Source organism: Spartobacteria bacterium UBA695 (assembly GCA_002298145.1).
Taxonomy (GTDB): domain Bacteria; phylum Verrucomicrobiota; class Verrucomicrobiia; order Chthoniobacterales; family Chthoniobacteraceae; genus UBA695.
On the sequence record DBMP01000013.1, the window covers coordinates 195,352 to 218,082 of the forward strand.

Below are 22,731 nucleotides of genomic sequence, written 5' to 3' on the forward strand. Positions count from 1 at the left end.
ACAAGACTATTTTGCGGGGCCGGTGCTGGCGCGGACGATAAACTCTGCAGTTAAGCTGATCCGTCTTGCTGCACGCTTTTTTTCGATCCCCTCAAGCACGAGGTCGGACAGTGCATGGGCATAACCGGCAATGGGCTGGCTAATCGTCGAAAGCGCGGGCCGGGTGTAGGACGCGATTTCCACATTGTCCACCCCGGTTACCGACAGGTCCCGGGGGACGCGCAGACCCAGGTCGGTGGCTGCGGCCACGGTGCCCACCGCGAGCAGGTCATTCAAAGCAAAGATGGCTGTTGGCCGGCTTTTCTCCTGCAATAGAGCCCGTGCGGCGGTGTATCCATCCTGCATTCGGAAGCCGCAATGGACGATCCAGCCTTTCGGTATGGAAAACCCTTGTGAACGCATCATGGCTTGGAATGTATCGAAGCGGGCACCGATTTCCTGGAATGCGGGCGCGCCCCACAGGAATGCGATTTTGCGGTGGCCAAGCTTGAAGAGATGCTCCATGGCGGCGTGGGTTGCGTCGGCCATATCGACCGTGGCGCAGTCAAAGGGAATGCTCCGTTCCGGCGGTCCGGCCACCACGCAGTGGATTCCGATTTCCTCATAGGAATGGAGCAGCTTGGAAATCTTTTGGTAATCCATCGCCGAAACGATCAACCCATCGACCTGCTGATCGAACATTCGTTCCAGCGCGAGTTTTTCCAGCTTCAAATCAGTATTGCTGCTGGTTACAAAAAGGTCGAATCCCTTTTCACGAAGATGCCGCTCCACGTGATGGACAATTTCCCCATAGAATGGATTGAGGTGATCCTGAATCAGCATTCCCACCGTCCGGGAACGGCGTGTCCGCAAACCGCGTGCGAAGCGGTTCCTGCGGTAGCCGATCTTTTTGATGGCCTCATGCACCGCGGCGGCGGTTTCGGGCGGAATTTCGGGGCTGCCCTGTAAAACAAGAGAAACCGTGCTTTTGGAAAATCCGCATTCTCTGGCAACGTCGATGATGGTTGGCTGTTTCTCCATTCTGGAAGGTTCTTTCAGCCAACGAATGTACTCAACCTGGTTTTGGAAATCCAGCTTTCAGAAGCGCCCCCTTTTACCTGACCTGAAACGTGCGTTGAAAAAAGCGAACCGCTCGCGCGGCCTGCAGGGGAATTCCCGGGGCAAAATCCTGTTTTTTGACCTCCGTTTGCCATTGCGATATGGGCTGGCTGCCTTCGTTGGGATCGGGCAACGCTTCGGCAAGTTGTTTCAGTTGCGCCGGGCTCAAGGTTTTTCGGTTTGATGCGTCCAACGCCGCCACCGCTACGATAAACCCTGCGACGTCGCTCAAATCTGCGCTTGCGGAATTGCTGGTCTTTCCATCGGTTTTCAAGAAACAGATTTCCAGCCGCAAAATACCGGGCCCCAGGACGTCGTAATCAGTGTCGGAAACCGTCGGCAGCGTGGAGGTAGACGAAAAATTCAAGGCTGATGTCCCAGCCCAGTTCGTCGCTACCACGGCCCGTTCCAACTGGTAGGTCGAGGCGTTGATCCGGTAGCTTACGAGCGAGATCCTCCGGGTGCCGTCATAGCTATCCACCTCGCTGAAAAACGCCAGGCTGTCGTTCGTGCTGGCCTTGGAGAAAGCCGACGGCACATCGGTGCGGCGCAAGCGGGCCGAGAGATCCACTCCAATGCGGTCCAATACCGTCCGCATCTCGGCAATACTCCCGAGCTTGCGCGTACTTGCATTGATCGACCGGCTGGTCACGGTGATGATTTGACTGACCAGTGCCACCAACACCACCAGGACCGCGCAGGCCACCATCATTTCCAATAGCGAAAATGCCCGATGTTTTCCGGCTGTCCACGGTCCGGATTGGCACGATAGAGAATGCCTCATGGCTGAGGGAACGTCACCACCGTTTCGAAGGATGAAGCATTTTTCGGTGCCAGTGCCGGCCAGGTAATTTTAAACCAGGCCGTCCACGGGCCGCTGTGACCGGAGGCCGGAGGTGTTAGCGAATAAATCACGCGGTAGCGGGCATTCGTCAAATCGGCGGCGGTATACTCGCCGTTCTCTTTGGCTCCGAAGGTTCCCGAAAGTGTCGCCGTAGCTAATGACGGCATCGCGGGCAGGTTATAGATAGAGGACGCCGCCGTGGAGGATGTCACCAGCCGGTCCGAGACCACTGCGCTGGTCAAGTTCACGGCTCCGCTTTCATCTCCCGTTTCGCCCGCCATGCCCAGCCCCAATGGCAATAGCCCCACCACCGACACCAATGCAAAGGCGGCAATGCCCAGTGCCAACACCACCTCGACAATGGAGAATCCCGAGGCTTGGGGGGATGGATGGAAGCTCATGGCGCTATAACTTTTCACAGCCTGTTAAGGACGATACACCCGCACTTGTCCAGTCAAACCACCCACTTGCACTGCCGCGATATTGGCGGTGTCCGCCTTTGTCCCGTGCAGGGGTTGCAAACCGAGCTCAAGCCATCGCGAAACCGAACCTCCTGGAATTCGGACATCTCCCGCGGGGCCAAACTGGATTAAATTTCCAAAGCTCACCGTTCCATTGGCTGCGTTGCGTCGGAAGGTTGTCCCCGAGCCCGTCGCCCCAATAAGATCCACCGCCGTTTCCCGGGAAAGCGCCGTCGCATTAATCGAGCAAAGCTCCACATTTTCAAACACCTGCGGTTTGCTGATGGCTCGCAGCGAAGCGGCCGCGTTGATATCCGAGGAGGCGCCGCTTACCCCCGCCATGGCCGCCACCGTCACCGTGTTTTTAACGGTGTCCGTGGAAAAGCCGACCCACACATAGGTATTGTTGGCCATGGCGTAAGTCCGGGCCTGTTCCAGCAGTAGCGACAGATTCGACACCGACCGGTCCATCACCGCCACGCCGCTGCGCGGGTTCAACATCGAAGGCGCCCCCATTGCCGCCAGCACCACAATCAACGCAATGGCCGCCATCAGCTCGATTAGCGAAAACCCAGCGCGGAGGTCTCGCTGGCCTATTTTGCGGATTGACACCGCCGGAAGAAAACTTAACTTTGCCTGAACTGGGGAATTCATAGTGGCGATGCGTTTTAATCTATGGTTGGAACGTTCCAGCGTCAACAAGAATATCCCTTTTTTTCGGTCGCGATGAAAGCCTGCGTTTCACCCCAACTCTGATTTTTGCCTTTTTCCATCCACTGATTTTCATTGTGAAAACCGTTCGTCAACCGACCATCATCGATGTAGCCAAGCAGTGCGGCTACTCCAAAAGCACCGTTTCGCTGGTATTGCGCGGAAGCCCGGAAATCCCGCTATCCACCCAGGAGGAAGTCATGGAGGTCGTCCGGCAGCTCGGCTATCGCCAGAACCGTTTTGCTCGCGGCCTGCGCACCAGCCGCTCCCAAACGGTCGGCATGGTCATTCAGGACCACCTCAATCCGTTCTATTGCGAACTCGTACAAAACGTGGAAATCCTGCTCCGCAAACGCGGCTTTGATCTCATCATTTCCAGCAGCAATTCCGACCGCGAACTGGAACGCAAAGCCATCGAGCAACTCATTGATCACCACGTGGACGGCATGATCGTTTCCGCCATGGAATACAAGCCCGTGGAAAGCCTTTTGAAGTCCATTGAGAAACGCGGCATCTCGTGCATTGTAGCCGGTCCGCCGCCCTATTCGATTCCCTTCAAAAGTGCAACGATCAACAATGCGAAAGCCACGCACGAAATGATGGAGCACTTGGTTGCGCTGGGGCATCGCAAGATTGCATTTATATGGGGAGCGCCTCCTTACCAAGGCATCGGATCCCGGTTCGAAATCTTCTGCAAAGAACTGGCGGACCACGGCCTCTCAACGAGGGAAGACTGGATCGTCCACTGCGGCGTCCGGATGCGCGATGGCTATAGCGCCGCCCAATCGCTTCTCGGCGGCAGCGAGCGGCCCACCGCCATTTTCGCGCTCAACGACATCCTGGCCACCGGGGTTCTGCGAGCTGCCAAAGATCTCGGCATCGCCGTCCCAGGGGAACTTTCGGTGGTGGGCGTTGACGACGTGGAGCTCTCGTCGTTTCTCTGCCCATCGCTGACGACCATTAGCCTTGAGGGCTGTGACTATGCTGAAGCGCTCACCTCACTAGTATTGGAGGCTATTGAAGGAACCGACCGCAAACCGCGGCGTATCGAGTTATCCGCAAAGCTGGTCATCAGAGAAAGCACCGGCCCCGCCCCAAAGCCCGGCAGTCCCGGAAGACGAAAGGGTAATTCCTTTTAAAATTGACAAATTTAATGGAACGTTCCAGCTTTAGGGTCAGAATTTGATCCCGTTCCGTAGTCTGGCTTTCCCCTGGCGAGAGCGGGTCGATTCCGCTCTCATGCTCAAAAACACGCTCTCCGAAGATATTAGCGCCAAGATTCCCGAAGCCCTCAAACAGGCAAAATGGATCTGGCCCGAAAGCGATTGGTGGAATCTCTACCACTGTTTCGCCCTTTTCCGGAAAACATTCTCCCTCCCCTCGAAACCCACTGCGAAAACGTGGTTTTACATCACCGCAGACCAGTCCTATCGCCTATACATCAACGGCAAATACGTCACTAGTGGCCCCGCCCGGGGCTTTCAGTCCCACTGGCCTTACGACGCCGTGGAGGTCTCGGATTATTTGAAAAAGGGCCGAAATCTCATAGCCATTCGTGCCTATAATCCGGGCACCAGCAATTTCCAATACCTTTTCCAGGGAGAGGCCGGTTTACTTGCAGCTCTGGAAATCAAAGAGCACCTGGTGCTCACCGATGAAACCTGGCAAACGCGCCGCCAAAGCGGCATTCGAAAGGATGCCATTCCCGCGAGCGCCCAGCTTGGCTTTCCCCAGGAGCATATTGATTTACGGGAGGAAGATCCGGCGTGGTATCTGCCCGGCGAACCCGAGGGAACCTGGAAATCCCCGGCCTGCCGCCCCGTGTGGAACGTCATGCCATGGACCACGCTGGAAGAGCGCGGCCTGCCGCAGATGAACGAACGCTTTTGGGAAAATGCGCGCGTTATCGGCTTCCAGAAGGGGACTAACGCGTCGGGATTCGAAGCCGTAAACGATGTCACTCAACTTCGATTGAAAGAAGGGTTTTGCTTTTCAGCTCACAAAGAAAGCGCCAAGCGCATCGCCGTGCCGCCCGCCAAACCGGGCCAATTTTCGAGCTACCTTATCGACTTTGGAAAAACCGTTTTTGGCTGCCCGTTTCTTTCATTGGCCGGGACGAGCGACGGGGAAATCGTGGATACCCTTTTTGCCGAAACCATTCAGCACGATCTCCGTCCGGACTTCCTGGCCAACTCCTACAGCCACATCGCCTTTGGCGGAAGGATGATCTGCCGCGAAGGAACTAGCGAGCACCTCTTTTATCATCCCTACGGTTTCCGGTATATGGTCGTCACAGTCCGTGGTGCAAAACAGCCGCTGACGCTCAACGCCGGACTCCAATGGAAAGGCTACCCCATGGAGCGCAAGGGGAAATTCCACTGCTCAGACCGAGTCCTGAATAAAATTTGGGAGACCTGCGCCTGGACCCAACAATGCTGCTCCCTCGATGCCTATGTGGACACCCCGTGGCGCGAACAAGCGCAGTGGTGGGGCGATGCGCGGGTGCAAGGGTGGAACACCTTTTTCCTGAGCGGCGACGACCGTCTCTTCAAACGCGGCATCCGCAGCATCGCTTCACAAACGCTGCCCAACGGCCTCACCTACGGACACGCGCCAACATGTGGCCACGGATGCATCCTTCCCGATTTTACATTGATCTGGATTCTCACGCTGTGGGATCACTATTGGCAAACCGGCTCGCTGGAAATGTTCCAAAGTCATCGGCATCAAGTCGCCGCCGCACTCTCCTACTTCGAAAAACAGATCCACCCTGAGTGCGGTTTGGCCGGGCACGACCGCCGCTATTGGCTATTTCTCGATTGGACCGGACTATGTAAGGAAAATTACCCAACATTACTGAGTCTGTGGTTGTTTGAGACGTTGCAAAAGCTGGAAATCCTCCATCGGCTTTCCGGAGACGAGGCGCAGGCCATACGAATGCGCAAGTGGCACACGCAGTTGGGACGGGACATCTCCGCCCTTCTCATGCCCGGGGGATTGCTGTCCGACGGCCTGAGCGCTTCGATGGAGAAACTGCCGGAGTGCTCAATCCACACCCAGACGCTCGCCCTCCTCGCGCAACTTCCCGGCATCAATGCACAGACGTTGCTTCAAAAGAGCCTGCTCCCATTCATTCGTGAAGAAACCGTTCCGGCAATCCACCCCTCCGCCTACTGGATCACCTATGTCTTTCAAGCCCTGGCAGAGCGGGGGTACGGTGCGGAAGTCGTAGCCTATATTCGCCGGCATTGGAGCGAAATGGCAAAACATGGCACGACGTGGGAGAACTTCGCCCCCGTGCGCGGCGAAGAAAGCTTCTCGCACGCATGGTCCGCGCATCCTCTCTACCACCTGATGCAGACTCTCGGGGGCATCCGGCAAACTTCACCCTCTTGGAAAACCGTTCAGTGGTCGCCGGTATTCTCGGCACAGCATGCGGAAGTTTGCATACCCACACCCCTGGGAACCATAGAGACCTATTGGAAAAAGACCGGGAAATATGTGGAAACCGGCATCGCCCTTCCTAAAGGAATGACCGCCGAGGTCCTGCTCCCCGGCCTCAAGACCCGCTCAATCAAAGGCAAATGGCAGATCTCGCTTAACCTGCCGCAAGCCCAAAGTTCGGCTCCACGGAAATGCGGCGCGGGCTTACTGTAGTTGCTTGCGAGCTTCAACGTCTTGATCTCAATGTGAGTGTAGCGTTCATGAACGTTACTGGTAGGTCCCAGGATCTTTTCCCGAAGCTCTTGGCTGACCCCGCGATTTGCCATCAGTGAGACAAAAGTATGACGAAGAGAATGGAAGGTGAGGGGATTGAAATTCCGGCCTTTGCCGCCCTTGGTTGCCCGGATCACTGTTTTTTTGTTTGATGCCAGCCTGCTTGACCACCCCAAGGAACGTTTCAGCCCCGTATCACCGCGAATGCAGGTTTTGCTCAACTTGGGAAAAACGGGTTTGTCTGGGACCGGCGTTTTCCCATCCAGCAGCTCGTCGAGGTATTGGACTTTATCGGCGCCCCGCTGCCAGCGTTCGGCACAGGAAATGGCTTTTGTCTTGTTCGTAGTCTTAGTGCTGCGGTGACGCTGTTTACCGTTTTCATCCGTGAAAAACGGTAATCCAGTAGGGGGCTTCCCTTGGGAGTGTCGATAGACGCTGGCCATGGGATTCTTTTACTCCCAAAATCAAAAAGGCCTAATAACGCCGATTTCACAAGATGTCGTATATGCTGAATATCAACGACTTACCAATGTCGTCAGGGAGCATATTTGAATTGTGAGTTCGAGTCTCATCACCCCGCTCCATAAACCATTCGGTTTGTGGAGCTTCTTAAAGCGGTCTATAAGGGTTTTTGCTCACGCGCGTACTTAATTTCCCTTACCCTGGGACCGTTGACCGTTGGCATGAAATGCGCTTCACTTCTCTACGGGCGCACCGACAGATGACCGGCTCTGGGCAGACGCTTCTTATCTGCCCCCTTCCCCTCCCTCCCGGCGCTTTGCCCGCAATCCACACGTTTCATGAAACTCGACGGTTTTTTTCGCCAGGGCATCCGCGCCCGCTTCCTCCGCTGGACGGTCTCTCTGACGTTGGCTATCAGCCTTCTGGCGGGGCTCTCGTTTTACCTCACGCTGCGCTGGGTGACTCGCCGCATCGGGGCCGATTTCGCCGTTCAGTACACGTTGCGCGAGAAGGGGCGCATCCTGGCGCCGCTGGAGCGCGAGGTGGCGCTTTGCCAGACGCTGGCCAGCCTGCCCGCGGTGCGGAACTGGGTGCGCGATGAGGGCAACCCGGCGCTCAAAGCCGCCGCGTTCCAGGAGATGGATGCCTTTGCGCGCCAGTTCCAGGCCCAGGCGTTTTTCATCGGGCTGCGCGATTCCGGGCATTACTATAGCTACAACCTCGCCACGGGCCTGACGTCCCAGAATCCCGAGTACCAGGTCAGCCGCGATGTCCCCAAGGACGGCTGGTTCTACTCGACGCTCGAAAATGCCGACAGCTTCCGGCTCAATGTGGACCGCGACAACGTCGATCACCAGGTCAAGGTCTGGATCAACACGGTGGTTCGCGACGGCAAGGAGCGCGTGGCTCTCGCGGGCACGGGGATGCGGCTCGATGCGTTTATTGAACGGCTTATCCATACGCAGAATAAGGCCGTCACGCCGATTCTGCTCGACCCGTCCGGGGCCATCCAGGCCCATGCCAATACCGCGCTGATCGACCAGAATACGGTGACCAAAAAGGCCGAGGAGCGGAGCACCATTTTCCGCCTGATGCCCGCCGAGCGGGACCGTGCCGAGCTGCGCAAGGCGCTGGAAACGCTCAAGGCCACCCCGGAGGCGACCGCCACGCTACCCCTCTTGATTGACGGCCAGCGGCGGCTGGTCTCCGTGGCCTATCTGCCCGCCATCGACTGGTATCTCGTCTCGATGATTGATCTTTCGCAGGCGATCGGGATGAGTGAGTTCGCGGGCCTGCCCGCCGTCGCCCTGCTGGCCCTTGCCGTGCTGGTGGGGGCCATCACGCTGCTGATTAACCGGACCATCCTGACACCGCTGGGCGCGTTGGCCGCCTCCGCCAGCCGCGTGGCCGCCGGGGATTATACTGTGCGCAATACGGCGCTTCGCAACGATGAGATTGGCAGCCTTACCGGGACCTTCAACGCCATGCTCGATACCATCGAGAGCAATACCCGCGAACTCGAACAGCGGGGCGAGGAACTCGAACGGCGTGTTTGTGAGCGAACCGCCGAGCTGAGCCAGGAGGTTAAGGACCGCCAGCGGGCCGAGAGCGAGGCGCGCCAGGCCAACCAGGCTAAGAGCGAATTCCTGGCCAACATGTCGCACGAGATCCGCACGCCGATGAACGCCATTCTGGGCTTCTCGGAAATCCTCTCCGCCAAGGTCCAGGACCCGCGGCTGCGCCAGTACATCCACGCCATTTACTCCAGCGGCAAGTCGCTCCTGGGCCTCATCAACGACATCCTCGATCTGAGCAAAGTGGAGGCAGGAAAGCTGCGCCTGGAGTATTCCGCCATTAACCCGAGGACGCTTCTAAAAGAGCTGGAACTGATCTTTTCCGGCAAGGTGGAGGAAAAGGGGCTCGCCTATATTACAGAGATCGACGCCGCTTTCCCCAATGCCGTGGTGCTCGACGAAGCGCGGCTGCGGCAGGTGCTCCTCAATTTGATCGGCAACGCCATCAAGTTCACCGAACGGGGCTCCATCCGCTGCGTGGCCCGGACGGGGCAGGGGAGCGACTTGGGGAGTCTCATTTTTGAGGTGCACGATAGCGGTGTTGGCATCCCGGCCTCGCAGTTTGAGACGATCTTCGGCGCATTTGAGCAGCAGGCGGGCCAGAGCCATGCCAAGTACGGCGGCACCGGCCTGGGCTTGGCGATCAGCAAGCGGCTTGTTGAGCTGATGGGCGGGAAGATCACCGTCGAGAGCACCGTGGGGAGCGGGTCCGTGTTCCGGATCACCCTCAAGGACGTTGAGGAAGCCGCCACGGCGGAACCATCTGAGGCGCTCCAGGGCAATGCGGAAATCTCCTTTGAACCGGCCACGATCCTTCTGGCTGAGGACATCGACCTCAACCGCGAGCTCATCCGGGGCTACCTGGAGGAGTTCCCGCTCGAAATTCTCGAAGCCTCCAATGGCCGCAAAGCCGTCGAACTGGCCCGCGCGGAAAAACCGGCACTGATCCTGATGGACATCAAAATGCCCGAACTCGACGGCATCGAGGCGAGCCGCCTCCTCAAGGACGACCCGGCCACGGAGCCGATCCCGATCGTGGCGGTCACGGCCTCGACGATGAAGTCCGAGGAGGAGAAAATCGCCCTCATCTGCAACGGCTTTTTGCGCAAGCCGATCGCCCGCCGGGATCTGCTCAACACGCTGGCGAAGTACCTCCCGCATACCGTCAACCAACCCGACGGGGTGCCCCAGCGAGAGGAGCCGTTCTGCGCCCCCACCGAGCAGGAAATCTTTGATCCCGCGGGGTTATACCAGCGGCTCAAAGAGGAGCTGGAGCCGCTTTGGAGCGAGCTGCGGGAGACGCTGATCATCAACCAGGTGCTGGATTTCGCTGAGAAGGTCATCGCGCTCGCCAATGCCCACAAAGCAGCGGGCCTCTCCGCCTGGGGCGATACGCTGCGCAACCAGGCGATGCTTTTCGACACCGCCGGGATCGAGGAGACCCTGGAGCAATTCCCGATATTCCTGAACCGTATTTCCACGCCATGAGCAAGAACCCGTTTTCCCAAAATCCCGCCACCGTCCTGATCGTTGACGACAATGCCAAGAACGTCCAGGTGCTGGGGACCATTTTGATGGATGCCCAGTACCGCGTGGCCGTGGCCCATCGCGGCCAGGTGGTCTTCGACATGCTGCCGAAGGTGAAGCCCGACCTGATCCTGCTCGACATCATGATGCCCGAGATGGACGGCTACGAAGTCTGTCGCAGGCTCAAGGGCGACCCTGCCTATGCCGAAATCCCCGTCATCTTCCTGACCGCCAAGACCGAGACCGACGACATCGTGCTCGGGTTCGACCTCGGGGCGGCCGACTTCGTGACGAAGCCCTTCCGATCGCGGGAGCTGCTCTCGCGCGTGCAGACCCACATTAGCCTGATCCGGCTCCAGAAAAGCCTGAAAAAGAAAAACCAGGAGCTGGAAGCGGCGCTCGCCAGCGTGAAGACCCTCTCGGGCCTGCTCCCGATCTGCTCGCACTGCAAGAAGATCCGGAACGATAAGAACGAATGGCAGAGCATCGAGACCTACGTCAGCGAGCACACGGAGGCGGATTTTAGCCACAGCATCTGCCCCGACTGCGCCCGGCTGCATTTCCCGGAGTACGGCGACCAGCTGAGCTAAAGGCGTTATACGATTTAAGGGCATTAAGGCTCACGCAAAGACGCAAAGACGCAAAGAAGAGACGCACCTGCCTTTTTTGCGCCTTTGCGTCTTTGCGTGAGAAATTTTATTCGTATTACTCCCCGGGATCGAGCCGCACGGCGCTCAGGCAAAGCCACGGCTTGCTCGTAGGATGGCGCATGGGCGGCCTGCGGAACTGCACCACGATCTGTCCATTCCCGTCCGGCGCAAGCTCCGAGGGAATGCCAACGGTAAAGGTTTCGGGCTGGTTCCCTGAAAAACGGAGGGTGCCGAAATCGCGGCCGTTGATGAAGAGAAGGGCCACGGGTTGCCTGCACCGGGCTTCAAAGGTGAGCTTAAGCGGGCTCGGTGCCCCGGCGGGGAGGTTCCGGGTCTGGAGCCTCAGCTCGGCCACGGAGCCGATGGCCCAGGTGCCGCGATCCCCGGGGTCATCCCAGCCCCGCCACGGCATGGGGGGCTCGGTTTTGGTAAAACGCATCGGCTGGCCCGGCTCGATGGGGCGAGGGACGTCGATGAGCGGGTGATCCCAGACCAGCACGGTGGCGTCCTCGTGGTGGAGGGTCTGCGCCGGGGGGCCGAACTGCCGGGTAAGCCCCCGGATGCAGAGGGGGATGTCCGCGCATTGTTCGCCGTCGGCTCGGAGCAGGACGAAGAAGGTTTTCTGTCCCGCCGGGACGTCGCTGGAGCGGTACCAAAAGGCGTTGGATTGCAAACGCCGTGCGGTGATCATGCCGCCTGTTTCGGGAGAGAAATTCACTGGCCGGATGACGATGCGCTCCCCGGTGGCCCAGGTAACGGCGTTCGACAAGCACCCCCAGTAGGGGCCGTAGCCGTAGTTCAGGCCGTTGGCCTCCAGGAACTTTTCCAGCGCCACGCGTCCGGCGTTGCCGTCGTTGGCGTTGCCCACGCGCCAATACGGGGCGGTGGAGGCGACCCCTGCGGCGGCAAAGGCCAGCGCACAGGCCACTGCAAAGGCGCGCAGCCCCACGGGGACCCGCCGCCAGCCACCCTCCAGCGCCACGGCAACGAAGACCGGCGCGAGGTAGAGCCAGCTCACCAGGAAGCGGCCGCTGGTTTCCCCGGCGGAAACCCGCGAAAGCACCAGCGCCGCCGAGATCCCCCCGAGCGAAACGGGGATGAGCCAGGCCGGAGAGCCCCCGGCGCGCTCTTTCCATAGAATCCAGGCCGCGCCCGAGCCGAGCAGCCCGAGGGCGGCCAATGCGACGGCGGCGGCCGCCGGGTTCACCGGGAACGGGCCGTCAAATAGCCCCCCGAGGCATTGCCAAAAGGCGTCGGCATTGGCGCGGATGCCGTCCCAGTCACCCAGGCGAAAGTCGAACACCGGCAGGAAATCGAGCAGGCCAAAGGCGCGCGTTTTCACGGCGGCTGTCACCGCAGCCATTGCCAGGAAGAGCGCCCCATACGCACGGCGGTTTTCGCGTGCGCCGAAGACCCCGGCCGCCAGCGCCCCCAGGGCTAGCGGGAAGACATAGGGAGCCAGCAGCCATGGGTCGGAGATCCCCCCGAGGAGGCCGCAGAGCGTCAGCGCCGCCAGCGCGGAGGCCCGGCGACGGCGCACCCATCCGATCGCCCAGAGTACCATCAGAAGCCCGAAAAGATTTGTAATACTATGTGACATCGGGTAAGACAAAAGCCCGGCCCGGTGAGCGTAGGACCCGGCGAAGAGCAGCAGTCCGGGGAGGATGAGCGCCGCTCTCCGGGCCCCCAGGGCATGGGCGAGGCCCCCGGCGGCCAGAGCATTGCCCACAAAGACCAGCCAGCCGGAAAAAAGGACGCAGCGCGGATCGGGGCCGAGCAGCCGGAAGAGGGCGAAGTGCAGCAGATTCCAGGAAAAAAGCCAGTCGTCAGCGGTATAGCGCCACTGGGTGATAAACGCCCAGCCTTCCTTTTGCACGCCGAACCAGAGCATGGCCGACTGCGAGAGATCCGAGTCGAGCCGATACACCGCGAAGGTTGTGCGCAGGCTTAGGATGAGCCCGGCGGCGAACAGCGCCAGCAGGCCGATTTGGGCGACGAGGGAACGCCGCGAGCGGTTGTGAACTTCCCGTTCACGAGAGGTAACTTCCATGTTGGAGGCCACTAGTAGCCAGCTCCCTCCGGCCGGTCAAAGCAAAAAGGGGCCGCCTACTTCCGCTCTTGTTTCTTTTCCGTCCGGGCGTGGTGAAAGAGGTACTGCTGCGCGTAGCCGCCGTAGGGGCCGAAGGCGCGGGCGGCGAAGTCGCGCAACTGGGCCGGGGTGGGGCGGCGTTTGCGCTGGAAGTAGTGCCGCAGCAGCACGCGGTGAATCCAGACGTCGATGGGGAAGGAGGCCAGCCGCTCGTAGCCGAAAAGCAGCGCGCAGTTGGCGATTTTCGGCCCCACTCCGGGCAGCCCGCAGAGCGCCGCCAGGGCCGCGTCGTCCTCCAGGGCGCAGAGCGCGGCGAGGTCCACCTTTCCCGAGGCAATTTGGCGCGCCGTGGCCAGCAGATTCGCCGCGCGGAAACCGAGGCCACAGGCGCGCAGCTCCGCCTCCGTGGCTCGGGCGAGCTGCCGGGGCGTCGGGTAGGTGTAGAGCGGGCTCCAGCCGGGAACGGGGCTTCCGAAGCGTTCGCGCAGCGCCAGCGACATCTGCCGGATATGGGCCACCTGCTTCATGGCCGAGGTGATGAAGGTCGCCAGGCACTCCCAGAGCGGCTGGCGGATGATCCGGAGGCCGTGGCAAGCCCCGAGGGCGGCTTGCATCGCCGGGTCGCCGGGAAAGCTGGCATAGATTGCGGCCAGATCGTGATCGAGCGCAAAGTAGCGGGCCACGAGCGCCTCGGTGCCGGGCGTCACCCAGAGCCGCCCGCCCTCCTGCCGGACGCGCGTGGGCGTCTCGCCGATGAGCCCCCGGAAACCGCCCTCCTCCTCCTCGGTCCAATGAAAGACCTGGCCGGAATGGAGCGTTTTCCGGAGGTCGAAGAGCGGCGCGGGGATGGGCGAGAGCGCTTTTTTCACGGAGCTTATTATACCCGTTTCTGAGGTTTCTGTTATTAATTTGGAATGATTTTGCCGCCCGCGACTCTCCACGACCTAACGCTTCCCGCCCTCGAACGGGAACTGGAGGCGGCGGACGTGCGTCCGGTTCACGCCAAGGCGCTCTGGCGCGTGCTTCACCGCGAGGCGGCGGCGCGGCTCGATCTGGACCGGCCCGAATTCCTCCCGCCGCTCCGGCGCTGGATCGCGGAAACCGTAGGCGAGGGAAAGCGCTGGGGCTTCGACCTCCCGGAGCCCGTGGCCGACCTGAAAAGCACCGACGGCCAGACGCGCAAATTCCTCCTGCGCCTGGGCGACGGCGAAACCGTGGAAACCGTCATCATGGGCTACCCGGGCCGCTCCACCGCGTGCGTCAGCACCCAGGCGGGGTGTGCCATGGGGTGCACCTTTTGCGCCACCGGGCGGGGCGGCTTCCGGCGGCACCTGCGCCCCGGCGAGATCGTCGCCCAGGTGCTCCATTGCCAGCGGGCGCTGCGGGCCGGGGGCGAACCGGGCTTGCGCAACTTGGTCCTGATGGGCATGGGCGAGCCGCTCCAGAATGCCGACGCCGTGCTCGCCGCCCTGGAGATCGTGAGCAGCCGCGCGGGCGTCAACCTCGGCCCCGGGCATATCACGCTGAGCACCGTCGGCGTTGTCCCGGGCATCCTGCGCATGGCGCGGGAAAACTGGCCCTATTCCCTGGCCGTCAGCCTCCACTCCGTGCGCGAGGAGGAACGCCGGGCGCTCATCCCGGCCACCCGCCGCTGGCCCGTGGCCGAACTGCTGGCCGCCTGCCGCACCTACGGCGAGCTGACCGGGCGGCGGATTTTCGTCGAATGGACCCTGATCGCCGGGGTGAACGACACGCCCGAGGAGGCCCGCGAGCTGGCCCAGGCGCTCGCCGGGATCAACGCCCACGTCAACTTGATCCCGCTCAACCCCGTGGCGGGCTACGAAGGAGAAGTGCCGGGGCACGCCGCCGCCCAGGCCTTCAAGGTAGCATTGCAGCAGGCCGGCTTCCCCGCCACGCTGCGCCAGCGCCGGGGCATCGACATCGCCGCCGGTTGCGGGCAGTTGAAGGGGAAGGTGGAGGGAGGCTGCTGAGCCGGGAATGGGCTCCGATTTGCTTTTTTACGAAATTCCTGATAAAATCAGGCCCGTAGAACGAACCTTTCATCGAACCTTATATTTATGAGATTGGACAAACTGACGGCCAAAATGCAGGAAGCTCTCGCCTCGGCCCAGGAGTCGGCGGCGTCGCTCGGAATTGCCGAACTCGACCCCGAGCAGGTGCTCCTATCGCTCATTGAACAACCCGAGGGCGTCACCCGCCCGCTGCTCGATAAACTCGGCGTCGGCACGGCTCCGCTGGTTGAAAAGCTGAAAGCCGAGATCGCCCGCCGCCCCCGCGTGCAAGGGGGTGTCCAGGTCTTCATCGGCAACGAGCTCCGCGCCACCATCGAAGCCGCCGAGAAGGAAATGGCGCGCATGAAGGACGAATTCCTCAGCGCCGAACACTTTCTCCTCGCCGCCCTGGAGGGCAAAACGACCGCAGGCCGTTTCCTCAAGGAAGCCGGGGTCACCAAGGACAAGCTCATGCAGGCGCTCCAGCAGGTGCGCGGCTCCCAGCGCGTTACCGACCAGAACCCGGAGGCCAAGTACCAGTCCCTGGAAAAATACGGCCGCGACCTCACCGAAGCCGCCCGCCGGGGCAAGATCGACCCCGTCATCGGCCGCGATAACGAGATCCGCCGCGTCATGCAGGTCCTCTCCCGGCGCACCAAGAACAACCCGGTTCTTATCGGCGAGCCCGGCGTCGGCAAAACGGCCATCGTCGAGGGCCTCGCCCGCCGGATCGTCTCGGGCGACGTCCCCGAATCGCTCAAAAACAAGCGCATCATCGCCATGGACATCGGGTCCATGCTGGCCGGGGCTAAGTACCGGGGCGAATTCGAGGACCGCCTCAAAGCGTTCTTGAAGGAAGTCACCGACTCCCAGGGCGAAGTCATCCTTTTCATCGACGAACTCCACACCATCGTCGGCGCGGGGGCCTCCGAGGGAGCCGTCGACGCCTCCAACATGCTCAAGCCCCAGCTCGCGCGCGGCGAACTGCGGACCATCGGCGCGACGACCTTGGACGAGTACCGCAAATACATCGAGAAAGACGCCGCCCTTGAACGGCGCTTCCAGCCCGTGCAGGTCGGCGAGCCGAGCGTGGAGGACACCATCGCCATTTTGCGTGGCCTCAAAGAGCGCTACGAAGTTCACCACAAAGTGCGCATCCAGGACGCCGCCCTCGTCGCCGCCGCCGTCCTTTCGCACCGCTACATCAGCGACCGCTTCCTGCCCGACAAGGCTGTCGACCTCGTGGACGAAGCCGCCTCGCGCCTCAAAATCGAGCTCGACTCCATGCCGACCGAGATTGACCAGATCGAGCGGCAAATCATGCAGCTCGAAATGGAGCGCCAGGCCCTTAAAAAAGAAAAAGACGACGCGAGCCGCGAGCGCCTCTCCAAGATCGAGAAAGAGCTGGCCGACCTCCGCGAGCAAAGCAGCCGCATGAAGGCCCAGTGGCAGAGCGAGAAATCCGAGATCGACGAATCGAGCAAGCTGCAAGCGGAGCTCGACCGCCTGCGCACCGAGCAGGAGCAGGCCCAGCGCCGGGGCGACCTCTCCAAAGCCAGCGAAATCCAATACGGCCGCATCCCGGAAGTCACCCGCCGCATCCAGGAGCGCGATGCCAAGCTGGGCAAAATGCAGGAGGGGGGCCGCCAGATGTTGAAAGAGGAAGTCACCGAGGAGGACATTGCCGAGGTCGTTTCGAGCTGGACGGGCATCCCCGTCTCCCGCCTCCAGGAAGGCGAGCGCGAGAAGCTCGTCCACATGGAAAAACGCCTGGGAGCGCGCGTCATCGGCCAGAAAAAAGCCATCGCCGCCGTCTCTAACGCCGTCCGCCGCGCCCGCAGCGGCCTCTCCGACCCCAACCGGCCCATCGGCTCCTTCATTTTCCTCGGCCCCACCGGCGTCGGCAAAACCGAGCTCGCCCGGGCCCTGGCAGAGTTCCTTTTCGACGACGAGAACAACCTCATCCGCATCGACATGAGCGAGTACATGGAGAAGCACACCGTGGCCCGCCTGATCGGAGCGCCTCCCGGCTACGTTGGTTACGAGGAGGGCGGCCAGCTCTCCGAAGCCGTCCGGCGCAAGCCCTACTCCGTCGTCCTCTTTGACGAAATCGAAAAGGCGCACGGCGACGTCTTCAACGTGCTCCTCCAGGTGCTCGACGACGGCCGCATCACCGACGGCCAGGGGCGCACCGTCGATTTCAAGAACACCGTCATCATCATGACCTCCAACATCGGCAGCCAGGCCCTGCTGGAGGACGGCAACGCCGAACAGCGCGAAGCCGCCGTCATGGAAGCCCTGCGGGCCCACTTCCGGCCCGAGTTCCTGAACCGCGTGGACGAAATCGTCATGTTCGACCGCCTTAGCGACGCAGAACTGAGCCAGATCGTCGGCATCCAGATCCAGCGTGTCGCCGCCCGGCTCGAAGAGCGCAACATCAAGCTGGAAGTCAGCAAAAAAGCCGAGACTCTGCTGGCCCAGGAGGGCTACGACCCGGTCTACGGCGCGCGTCCACTGAAGCGGGCCATCCAGCGCTCGTTACTCGACCCGCTCAGCCTGGAGCTGCTCGACGGCCATTTCAAAGACGGCGACGTCATCAAAGTGGACGTCTCGGGCGGCGCGCTAGTGTTTAAAAAAGGATAGTTAGCCGGTCTGCCTGGTATGGTGTCTAAAATCCGACACTGTGTATTGAAATGATTCACTAAAAACGTGAACGGAGTGGGCGGCATCGGTGTCCAATCCACTGAAGCCTGCGATGGCACGGCTCGTGCTAGAGATGGAAAACTGAAAACCAAACCAGCCATGAAAAAGGTCCCTAACAAAATCCAACCCGCGGTCCACAATCTGGGTGAGCTCATCGCGCTCGTGGGCCGGTACAGCCGCAACCAAGGCGAGACCATCGCCACCGTGGCCGATCTCCTCGACCGGGGCCGCGTCCGGCTCCAAAGCCGGGGGCATAAAGTCCGCGTGCGGATTTCCTAAGCACCCGCTTTTCCTCGTGCCCAAACTCCATTTGGGCACGCACTTGGGCCCGCAACTCCATTGCGGCCTTACAATGTCGGCAATAGAGTTGCCGGAGCATTGGCGTTCCCAAATAGAGTTTGGGAACGAGGGCAAAGAGCCCGACGGCCCAGGGGAAAGATGCGGATTCCCGGCTTGCCTAAACACCGCGCCGCTGGCTTACTACGGCGCGAGCAAGCAAGCTATTCCTTCCCATGAAAAGAATCCTCTTTTTTCTCCTCCTGGCCGGGTCTTTCGTTTCGGCCGATCCCGCGGCTCCGAGTTCCTCCTGGGGCGTATCTGATAGCGCCAAGGCGCTGCATCGCATCTCGATCCGGGGAAAATTTGATTCTGATATCATCAAGATTCAAAACGGCGCCCTTTGGATCGAACATCAGTCGTTTGAAAAGCCGGTGGACATCTCCATCAACGGTTCCCGGTGGAAGCCGGATTGGCAGGGCCAGAAAAGCAGCCACTACCAGTTCAGCGTGCCCTTGGAAGGCTTCGAAAACGGCTCGGTGCAGGTAAAAAAAGCCTCGGGCCGCAGCGCTCTTGCCTTAGTGGATCTCCCCACGGCGCAAAACAAGCAAACCTTGAGCATCAAGGTCGTCGATGAGCCCGTCGGCGTGGACACCTACGAAATCCACATCTCCTGGAAATAGGCGGAGCGCGCTACATCGCGTACCAGAGAATCGCGAAATAGTGGCAGGCCGTCCCGGTCATCACAAAGAGGTGCCAGACGAAATGCCCAAAGCGCAGCTGCCGGTGGGCATAAAAGTAGCACCCCACCGTGTAGGCGATGCCCCCGCCTGCCATCCAGGCCAGGCCCGGCGCGGCCATATTGGTCACCAGCGGCTTAATGGCGATTAAGACCAGCCACCCCATACCGATGTAGATGGCCAGGGAAAGCTTGGGATAGCGCACCCCGTGGATCGATTTCAAGATCACCCCCGCGAGCGCGAGCGCCCAGACAATCCCGAAGAGCGTCCAGCCCATCGCCCCGCGCAGCACCCCCAGCGTAAAGGGTGTGTAAGTGCCTGCAATTAAGAGAAAAATCGCCGCATGGTCGGTCACCTCGCAGATTTCCTTCGCCCGGCTGCCCTCGGGCATGGCGTGGTAAATCGTCGAGGCCAGGTAGAGCAGCGCGGCGGTGAAGGCAAAAACGCAGACCCCCACGATCCCCGCCGTCCCGCCCCGGTGCAGCGCTTCGATCACCAGAAAAGGCGCGCCCGCCAGAACCGCGAGAAAGCCGACGCCGTGACTTGCGTAATGGGCAATTTCCTCAGCACGGGAGTAAACGCGGTCAATTTGAGAGCTGGTTTGGTTCACGACCGCATACTATAACTTACTTTTCCCAAAAGCCAACCCGGGGGGGGCCTTGGCGTTATTTGTTCACCGGATGTTTTCCTTCCCCTTGAAGAGACTTTACAAACCGCCGCTCCTTCGCCATATTCCGGGCCCTCATGCTTCAGGTTTCCATTTACATCATTCTGACGATCGACGTCATCGTCTGCTTTTTGCTCATCCTCTTGACGTTGATGCAACGGCCCAAGAACGAAGGTCTAGGGGCCACGTTCGGCGGCGGCATGACAGAGAACCTTTTCGGCGCGGACACCACGAACGTCCTAGTGAAGGCGACCCGCATCCTGGGGGCCCTCCTGATGGTCCTCACGCTGCTGCTTTCCATCCTCGTGACCAAACAGGCCAACTCGACGAGCTCCATCCAGGCTCGGCTGGCCGCCAAACCGGCGGTTTCGGCCACCCCGGCTCCGGAAGCCTCAGCGGCTCCCTCGGCCTCCGCCAGCGCGACTCCGTCCGCCACGGCCAGCCCGGCGGCTTCCGCCTCGCCCGCGAAATAGCGCTCGAAAAGCCGCCCAAATCGTGCGAATACCCGGGGTGACGTTGAAAGCGATCCCTGGAATAGCCGTTGTTCTGCTCAGTGTACTCCTCGCGGGGTGCGATGTCGCGCCGCGCCGCGCCGACCTGGTTTTCATCAACGGCGCGGAACCGGAGACCCTCGACCCCGCCCTCATCACCGGCCAGCCCGAGGAGCGCGTCGTCAACGCCCTTTTCGAAGGCCTCACCACCTTTGACGCCGCCGGAAAACCAGTCCCCGGCGTGGCCGAAAGCTGGGAAATCTCCCCGGACCGCAAGGTCTACACCTTCCACCTCCGCAAAGACGCCCGCTGGAGCAACGGCGACCCCGTCACCGCCGAGGACTTCCTCCGCTCCTGGCGCCGGGCCCTGGCCCCCGAGACCGGCTCCGAATACGCCTCGCAGCTCTACACCCTGCGCAACGGCAAGGCCTTTAACGACGGGAAATTAAAGGATTTCGCCCAAGTCGGCGTGCGCGTCGTCGATCCCGTCACCCTGGAAGTCACCCTCGAAAACCCCACCCCCTACTTCCTCGACCTCTGCGCCTTTGCCACCCTGCGCCCCGTCCACCTCCCGAGCGTCGAGCGCTACCCGGATGACTGGACCAAGCCCGGCAAACTCGTCTGCAACGGCGCCTACACTCTGGAGGCCTGGCGCGTCAACGACCGCATCCGCCTCCATCGCAACCCCTTCTACTGGGACCGCGCCCACGTCGCCATGGAGCGCGTCGACGTGCTGCCCATCAGCAAAGCCAACACCGCCTTTAACGTCTACGCCTCCGGCCAGGCCGACCTCGTCATGGACAAAGGCCTCGTGCCCAACCAGCTCCTCGACGAGCTGAAAAAGCGCCCCGACTTCCACTCCGCCCCGTTCTTAGGCAACTACTTCCTGCGCTTCAACTGCACCCGCCCCCCCTTCAACGACGCCCGGGTGCGCCGCGCCTTCGCCCTCGTCGTCGACAAACCCCTCCTCACCGAAAAAATCACCCGCGCGGGCGAGCCCCCGGCCTACAGCCTCACCCCGCCCGGCACCGCCGGTTACCAGCCCCCCGCCGGGCTCAAGCGCGACCCGGCGCAAGCCCGCCGCCTCCTCGCCGAGGCAGGCTACCCCGGGGGGCGCGGCTTCCCGAGGGTCAGCTACCTCTACAGCGAGGGAGAGCTTAACGAAGGCCTCGCCATCGAGATCCAGGCCATGGTCCGGCGCGAACTGGGCATCGAGATCGACCTCCAGCGCCAGGAGTGGAAAGTCTACCTCCGCTCCATGGCCAGCCTCGACTACGACCTCTGCCGGGCCTCCTGGGTGGGCGACTACAACGACCCCAACACCTTCCTTGGCTGCTTCGTCACCGGCGACGGCAACAACCGCACCGGCTGGAGCAACGCCGATTACGACGGCCTCATCGCCGCCGCCGCCCGCGAGCCCGATGCCGTCCGGCGCCTGGAGCTTTTCTCCCAGGCCGAGCGCATCCTGATCAGCCGCGACGCCCCCATCTGCCCGCTCTACTACTACATCGGCATCCAGTTCTACGACAGCTCGCGCCTGGGGGGCATCGAGGCCAACCTCCTGGACGAACATCCGCTCAAAACGATGTTTTGGAAAAGGCGCTAGAGGCGCAAGTGCCTGGCCCCGAGGAGGAAATGTGCACCGGGGTACCCCCTGCGGCAGAGTTTGACACGCGACGCCAATCTTGTAAGCTTTAGAAACGGTTCTGTACCGATTTCAATGCCAGAAAGTCAGACGCTGCAGTTTGAAAATGCCCGAGCACTCCAGGCTTTATACGCCGGAGATTTAAAGTTGCTTAAAAACCTGGAGGAAGAGCTCTCCGTCCGCCTCACCACGCGGGAAGGCTGGGTGCGTATCGAAGGACCGGCCGAAAATATCGACCGGGCCCGGCAAGTCTTCGAACAGCTCGAAGCAGCCCGCCAGAAAGGCATGCCCATCCGGCGTCACGAATTTGGCTACGCCCTGCGCGGCGTCACCGAACCGGAACCCGGCGGCAAACTGGGCGAACTGGCCGACACCAAGCTCATCACCTCCAGCCGCCGCCCCCACATCACCCCCAAGACCGGCACCCAGCGCAAATACGTGCAGGAAATTTCCCGCAGCGACCTGGTTTTCGGCATCGGCCCCGCCGGTACCGGCAAAACCTACCTCGCCATGGCCATGGCGCTCGTGGCCCTGAAAAAAGAGCAGGTCAACCGGATCATCTTAACGCGTCCCGCCGTCGAAGCAGGCGAAGCCCTCGGCTTCCTACCTGGCGACCTGAAGGAAAAAATCGCCCCCTACCTGCGCCCCCTCTACGACGCCCTTCAGGACATGCTGGAGGACGAAGAGCGGGAACGCTACATCGAGCGAGGCATCATCGAGATCGCGCCGCTGGCCTTCATGCGGGGGCGCACCCTCAACCACGCATTCATCATTCTGGACGAAGCGCAGAATACCACCACCGAGCAGATGCTCATGTTCCTGACCCGGCTCGGAGTGGATTCCAAGTGTGTCATCACCGGCGACACCACGCAGATCGACCTCCCCGGCAACAAACGCTCGGGGCTCATCGAAGCGTTGCAAGCCCTCAAGGACGTCGAGGGCATCTCGTTTTGCACGTTCGGCGAACGCGACGTCGTGCGCCACGAGCTGGTCAAACAAATCGTTCGGGCCTATAAACGCCACCGCAACGGCGACGTCCGAGCCTAAAACCTTCTTCACCCCAC

General features: G+C 61.2%; 18 protein-coding genes. 11 read left to right on the top strand and 7 right to left on the bottom strand.

Annotation, left to right across the window (positions count from 1 at the left end; genetic code table 11):
* Positions 1 to 6 precede the first annotated feature (6 nt).
* The 4 genes from B2828_RS07115 to B2828_RS07130 form a co-directional block, all read right to left on the bottom strand.
* Positions 7 to 1,020 carry a LacI family DNA-binding transcriptional regulator gene (locus B2828_RS07115; RefSeq protein ID WP_479633009.1) on the bottom strand — a complete coding sequence of 338 codons (1,014 nt, stop codon included), beginning with the start codon at positions 1,018 to 1,020 and terminating at the stop codon, positions 7 to 9.
* Positions 1,021 to 1,093: 73 nt separating this feature from the next.
* Positions 1,094 to 1,882, bottom strand: a complete 789-nt coding sequence (locus tag B2828_RS07120; RefSeq protein ID WP_479633010.1) for a prepilin-type N-terminal cleavage/methylation domain-containing protein — start codon at positions 1,880 to 1,882, stop codon at positions 1,094 to 1,096.
* Positions 1,879 to 2,361, bottom strand: a complete 483-nt coding sequence (locus B2828_RS07125; protein WP_479633011.1) for a type IV pilus modification PilV family protein — start codon at positions 2,359 to 2,361, stop codon at positions 1,879 to 1,881. Before B2828_RS07125 ends, B2828_RS07120 begins: the two co-directional genes overlap by 4 nt.
* 6 nt (positions 2,362 to 2,367) lie before the next feature.
* Positions 2,368 to 3,015 (bottom strand): prepilin-type N-terminal cleavage/methylation domain-containing protein, encoded by a 648-nt coding sequence (locus B2828_RS07130; RefSeq protein ID WP_479633013.1) that lies wholly within the window; start codon positions 3,013 to 3,015, stop codon positions 2,368 to 2,370.
* A gap of 176 nt (positions 3,016 to 3,191) precedes the next feature.
* On the opposite strand from B2828_RS07130, the gene B2828_RS07135 reads away from it, so the two are divergent.
* The 4 genes from B2828_RS07135 to B2828_RS07150 all read left to right on the top strand — a co-directional run bounded on the left by B2828_RS07135 (position 3,192) and on the right by B2828_RS07150 (position 10,984).
* Positions 3,192 to 4,253 (top strand): LacI family DNA-binding transcriptional regulator, encoded by a 1,062-nt coding sequence (locus B2828_RS07135; protein WP_479633014.1) that lies wholly within the window; start codon positions 3,192 to 3,194, stop codon positions 4,251 to 4,253.
* A gap of 100 nt (positions 4,254 to 4,353) precedes the next feature.
* Entirely contained in the window at positions 4,354 to 6,771 is a 2,418-nt protein-coding gene (locus B2828_RS07140) for an alpha-L-rhamnosidase-related protein (protein WP_479633015.1), read from the top strand.
* Between the two features lie 860 nt (positions 6,772 to 7,631).
* On the top strand, positions 7,632 to 10,355 hold the full coding sequence (locus B2828_RS07145; protein WP_479633016.1) for an ATP-binding protein: 2,724 nt from the start codon (positions 7,632 to 7,634) through the stop codon (positions 10,353 to 10,355).
* Positions 10,352 to 10,984: a response regulator gene (locus B2828_RS07150; RefSeq protein ID WP_479633017.1), complete on the top strand. Its 633-nt coding sequence runs from the start codon at positions 10,352 to 10,354 to the stop codon at positions 10,982 to 10,984. Before B2828_RS07145 ends, B2828_RS07150 begins: the two co-directional genes overlap by 4 nt.
* Before the next feature lie 115 nt (positions 10,985 to 11,099).
* Here B2828_RS07150 and B2828_RS07155 read toward each other — a convergent pair whose 3' ends face one another.
* Both B2828_RS07155 and B2828_RS07160 read right to left on the bottom strand, forming a co-directional pair.
* On the bottom strand, positions 11,100 to 13,094 hold the full coding sequence (locus B2828_RS07155; protein ID WP_479633018.1) for a hypothetical protein: 1,995 nt from the start codon (positions 13,092 to 13,094) through the stop codon (positions 11,100 to 11,102).
* Between the two features lie 56 nt (positions 13,095 to 13,150).
* Positions 13,151 to 14,002, bottom strand: a complete 852-nt coding sequence (locus B2828_RS07160) for a DNA-3-methyladenine glycosylase family protein (protein WP_479633019.1) — start codon at positions 14,000 to 14,002, stop codon at positions 13,151 to 13,153.
* Between the two features lie 45 nt (positions 14,003 to 14,047).
* On the opposite strand from B2828_RS07160, the gene rlmN reads away from it, so the two are divergent.
* The 4 genes from rlmN to B2828_RS07180 all read left to right on the top strand — a co-directional run bounded on the left by rlmN (position 14,048) and on the right by B2828_RS07180 (position 18,807).
* A complete protein-coding gene (gene rlmN, locus B2828_RS07165; protein WP_479633020.1) occupies positions 14,048 to 15,124 on the top strand; it encodes a 23S rRNA (adenine(2503)-C(2))-methyltransferase RlmN in 1,077 nt (358 codons plus the stop codon).
* Positions 15,125 to 15,211: 87 nt separating this feature from the next.
* Complete coding sequence (gene clpB / locus B2828_RS07170; protein WP_479633021.1) at positions 15,212 to 17,788, top strand: ATP-dependent chaperone ClpB; 2,577 nt, start codon at positions 15,212 to 15,214, stop codon at positions 17,786 to 17,788.
* Positions 17,789 to 17,947: 159 nt separating this feature from the next.
* Positions 17,948 to 18,127 (top strand): hypothetical protein, encoded by a 180-nt coding sequence (locus B2828_RS07175; protein ID WP_479633022.1) that lies wholly within the window; start codon positions 17,948 to 17,950, stop codon positions 18,125 to 18,127.
* Between the two features lie 233 nt (positions 18,128 to 18,360).
* Positions 18,361 to 18,807 (top strand): hypothetical protein, encoded by a 447-nt coding sequence (locus B2828_RS07180; RefSeq protein ID WP_479633023.1) that lies wholly within the window; start codon positions 18,361 to 18,363, stop codon positions 18,805 to 18,807.
* A gap of 10 nt (positions 18,808 to 18,817) precedes the next feature.
* Here the strand turns inward: B2828_RS07180 and trhA are convergent, their stop codons facing one another.
* Positions 18,818 to 19,474, bottom strand: coding sequence for a PAQR family membrane homeostasis protein TrhA (gene trhA / locus B2828_RS07185; protein WP_479633024.1), 657 nt, complete (start codon positions 19,472 to 19,474; stop codon positions 18,818 to 18,820).
* A 134-nt stretch (positions 19,475 to 19,608) separates the two neighbouring features.
* On the opposite strand from trhA, the gene secG reads away from it, so the two are divergent.
* The 3 genes from secG (at position 19,609) to B2828_RS07200 (ending at position 22,714) form a co-directional block, all read left to right on the top strand.
* Positions 19,609 to 20,004: a preprotein translocase subunit SecG gene (gene secG, locus B2828_RS07190; RefSeq protein ID WP_479633025.1), complete on the top strand. Its 396-nt coding sequence runs from the start codon at positions 19,609 to 19,611 to the stop codon at positions 20,002 to 20,004.
* A 43-nt stretch (positions 20,005 to 20,047) separates the two neighbouring features.
* Positions 20,048 to 21,628: a peptide ABC transporter substrate-binding protein gene (locus tag B2828_RS07195; protein ID WP_479633026.1), complete on the top strand. Its 1,581-nt coding sequence runs from the start codon at positions 20,048 to 20,050 to the stop codon at positions 21,626 to 21,628.
* Between the two features lie 186 nt (positions 21,629 to 21,814).
* A complete protein-coding gene (locus B2828_RS07200) occupies positions 21,815 to 22,714 on the top strand; it encodes a PhoH family protein (protein ID WP_479633027.1) in 900 nt (299 codons plus the stop codon).
* Positions 22,715 to 22,731 lie beyond the last annotated feature (17 nt).

Bases quoted from the DNA above. Each gene is read 5' to 3' on its own strand.
- B2828_RS07115 (WP_479633009.1), bottom strand. From the start codon at position 1,020: ATGGAGAAACAGCCAACCATCATCGACGTTGCCAGAGAATGCGGATTT.
- B2828_RS07120 (WP_479633010.1), bottom strand. From the start codon at position 1,882: ATGAGGCATTCTCTATCGTGCCAATCCGGACCGTGGACAGCCGGAAAA.
- B2828_RS07140 (WP_479633015.1), top strand. From the start codon at position 4,354: ATGCTCAAAAACACGCTCTCCGAAGATATTAGCGCCAAGATTCCCGAA.
- B2828_RS07145 (WP_479633016.1), top strand. From the start codon at position 7,632: ATGAAACTCGACGGTTTTTTTCGCCAGGGCATCCGCGCCCGCTTCCTC.
- B2828_RS07150 (WP_479633017.1), top strand. From the start codon at position 10,352: ATGAGCAAGAACCCGTTTTCCCAAAATCCCGCCACCGTCCTGATCGTT.
- B2828_RS07155 (WP_479633018.1), bottom strand. From the start codon at position 13,094: ATGGAAGTTACCTCTCGTGAACGGGAAGTTCACAACCGCTCGCGGCGT.
- rlmN (WP_479633020.1), top strand. From the start codon at position 14,048: ATGATTTTGCCGCCCGCGACTCTCCACGACCTAACGCTTCCCGCCCTC.
- clpB (WP_479633021.1), top strand. From the start codon at position 15,212: ATGAGATTGGACAAACTGACGGCCAAAATGCAGGAAGCTCTCGCCTCG.
- B2828_RS07175 (WP_479633022.1), top strand. From the start codon at position 17,948: ATGAAAAAGGTCCCTAACAAAATCCAACCCGCGGTCCACAATCTGGGT.
- B2828_RS07180 (WP_479633023.1), top strand. From the start codon at position 18,361: ATGAAAAGAATCCTCTTTTTTCTCCTCCTGGCCGGGTCTTTCGTTTCG.
- secG (WP_479633025.1), top strand. From the start codon at position 19,609: ATGCTTCAGGTTTCCATTTACATCATTCTGACGATCGACGTCATCGTC.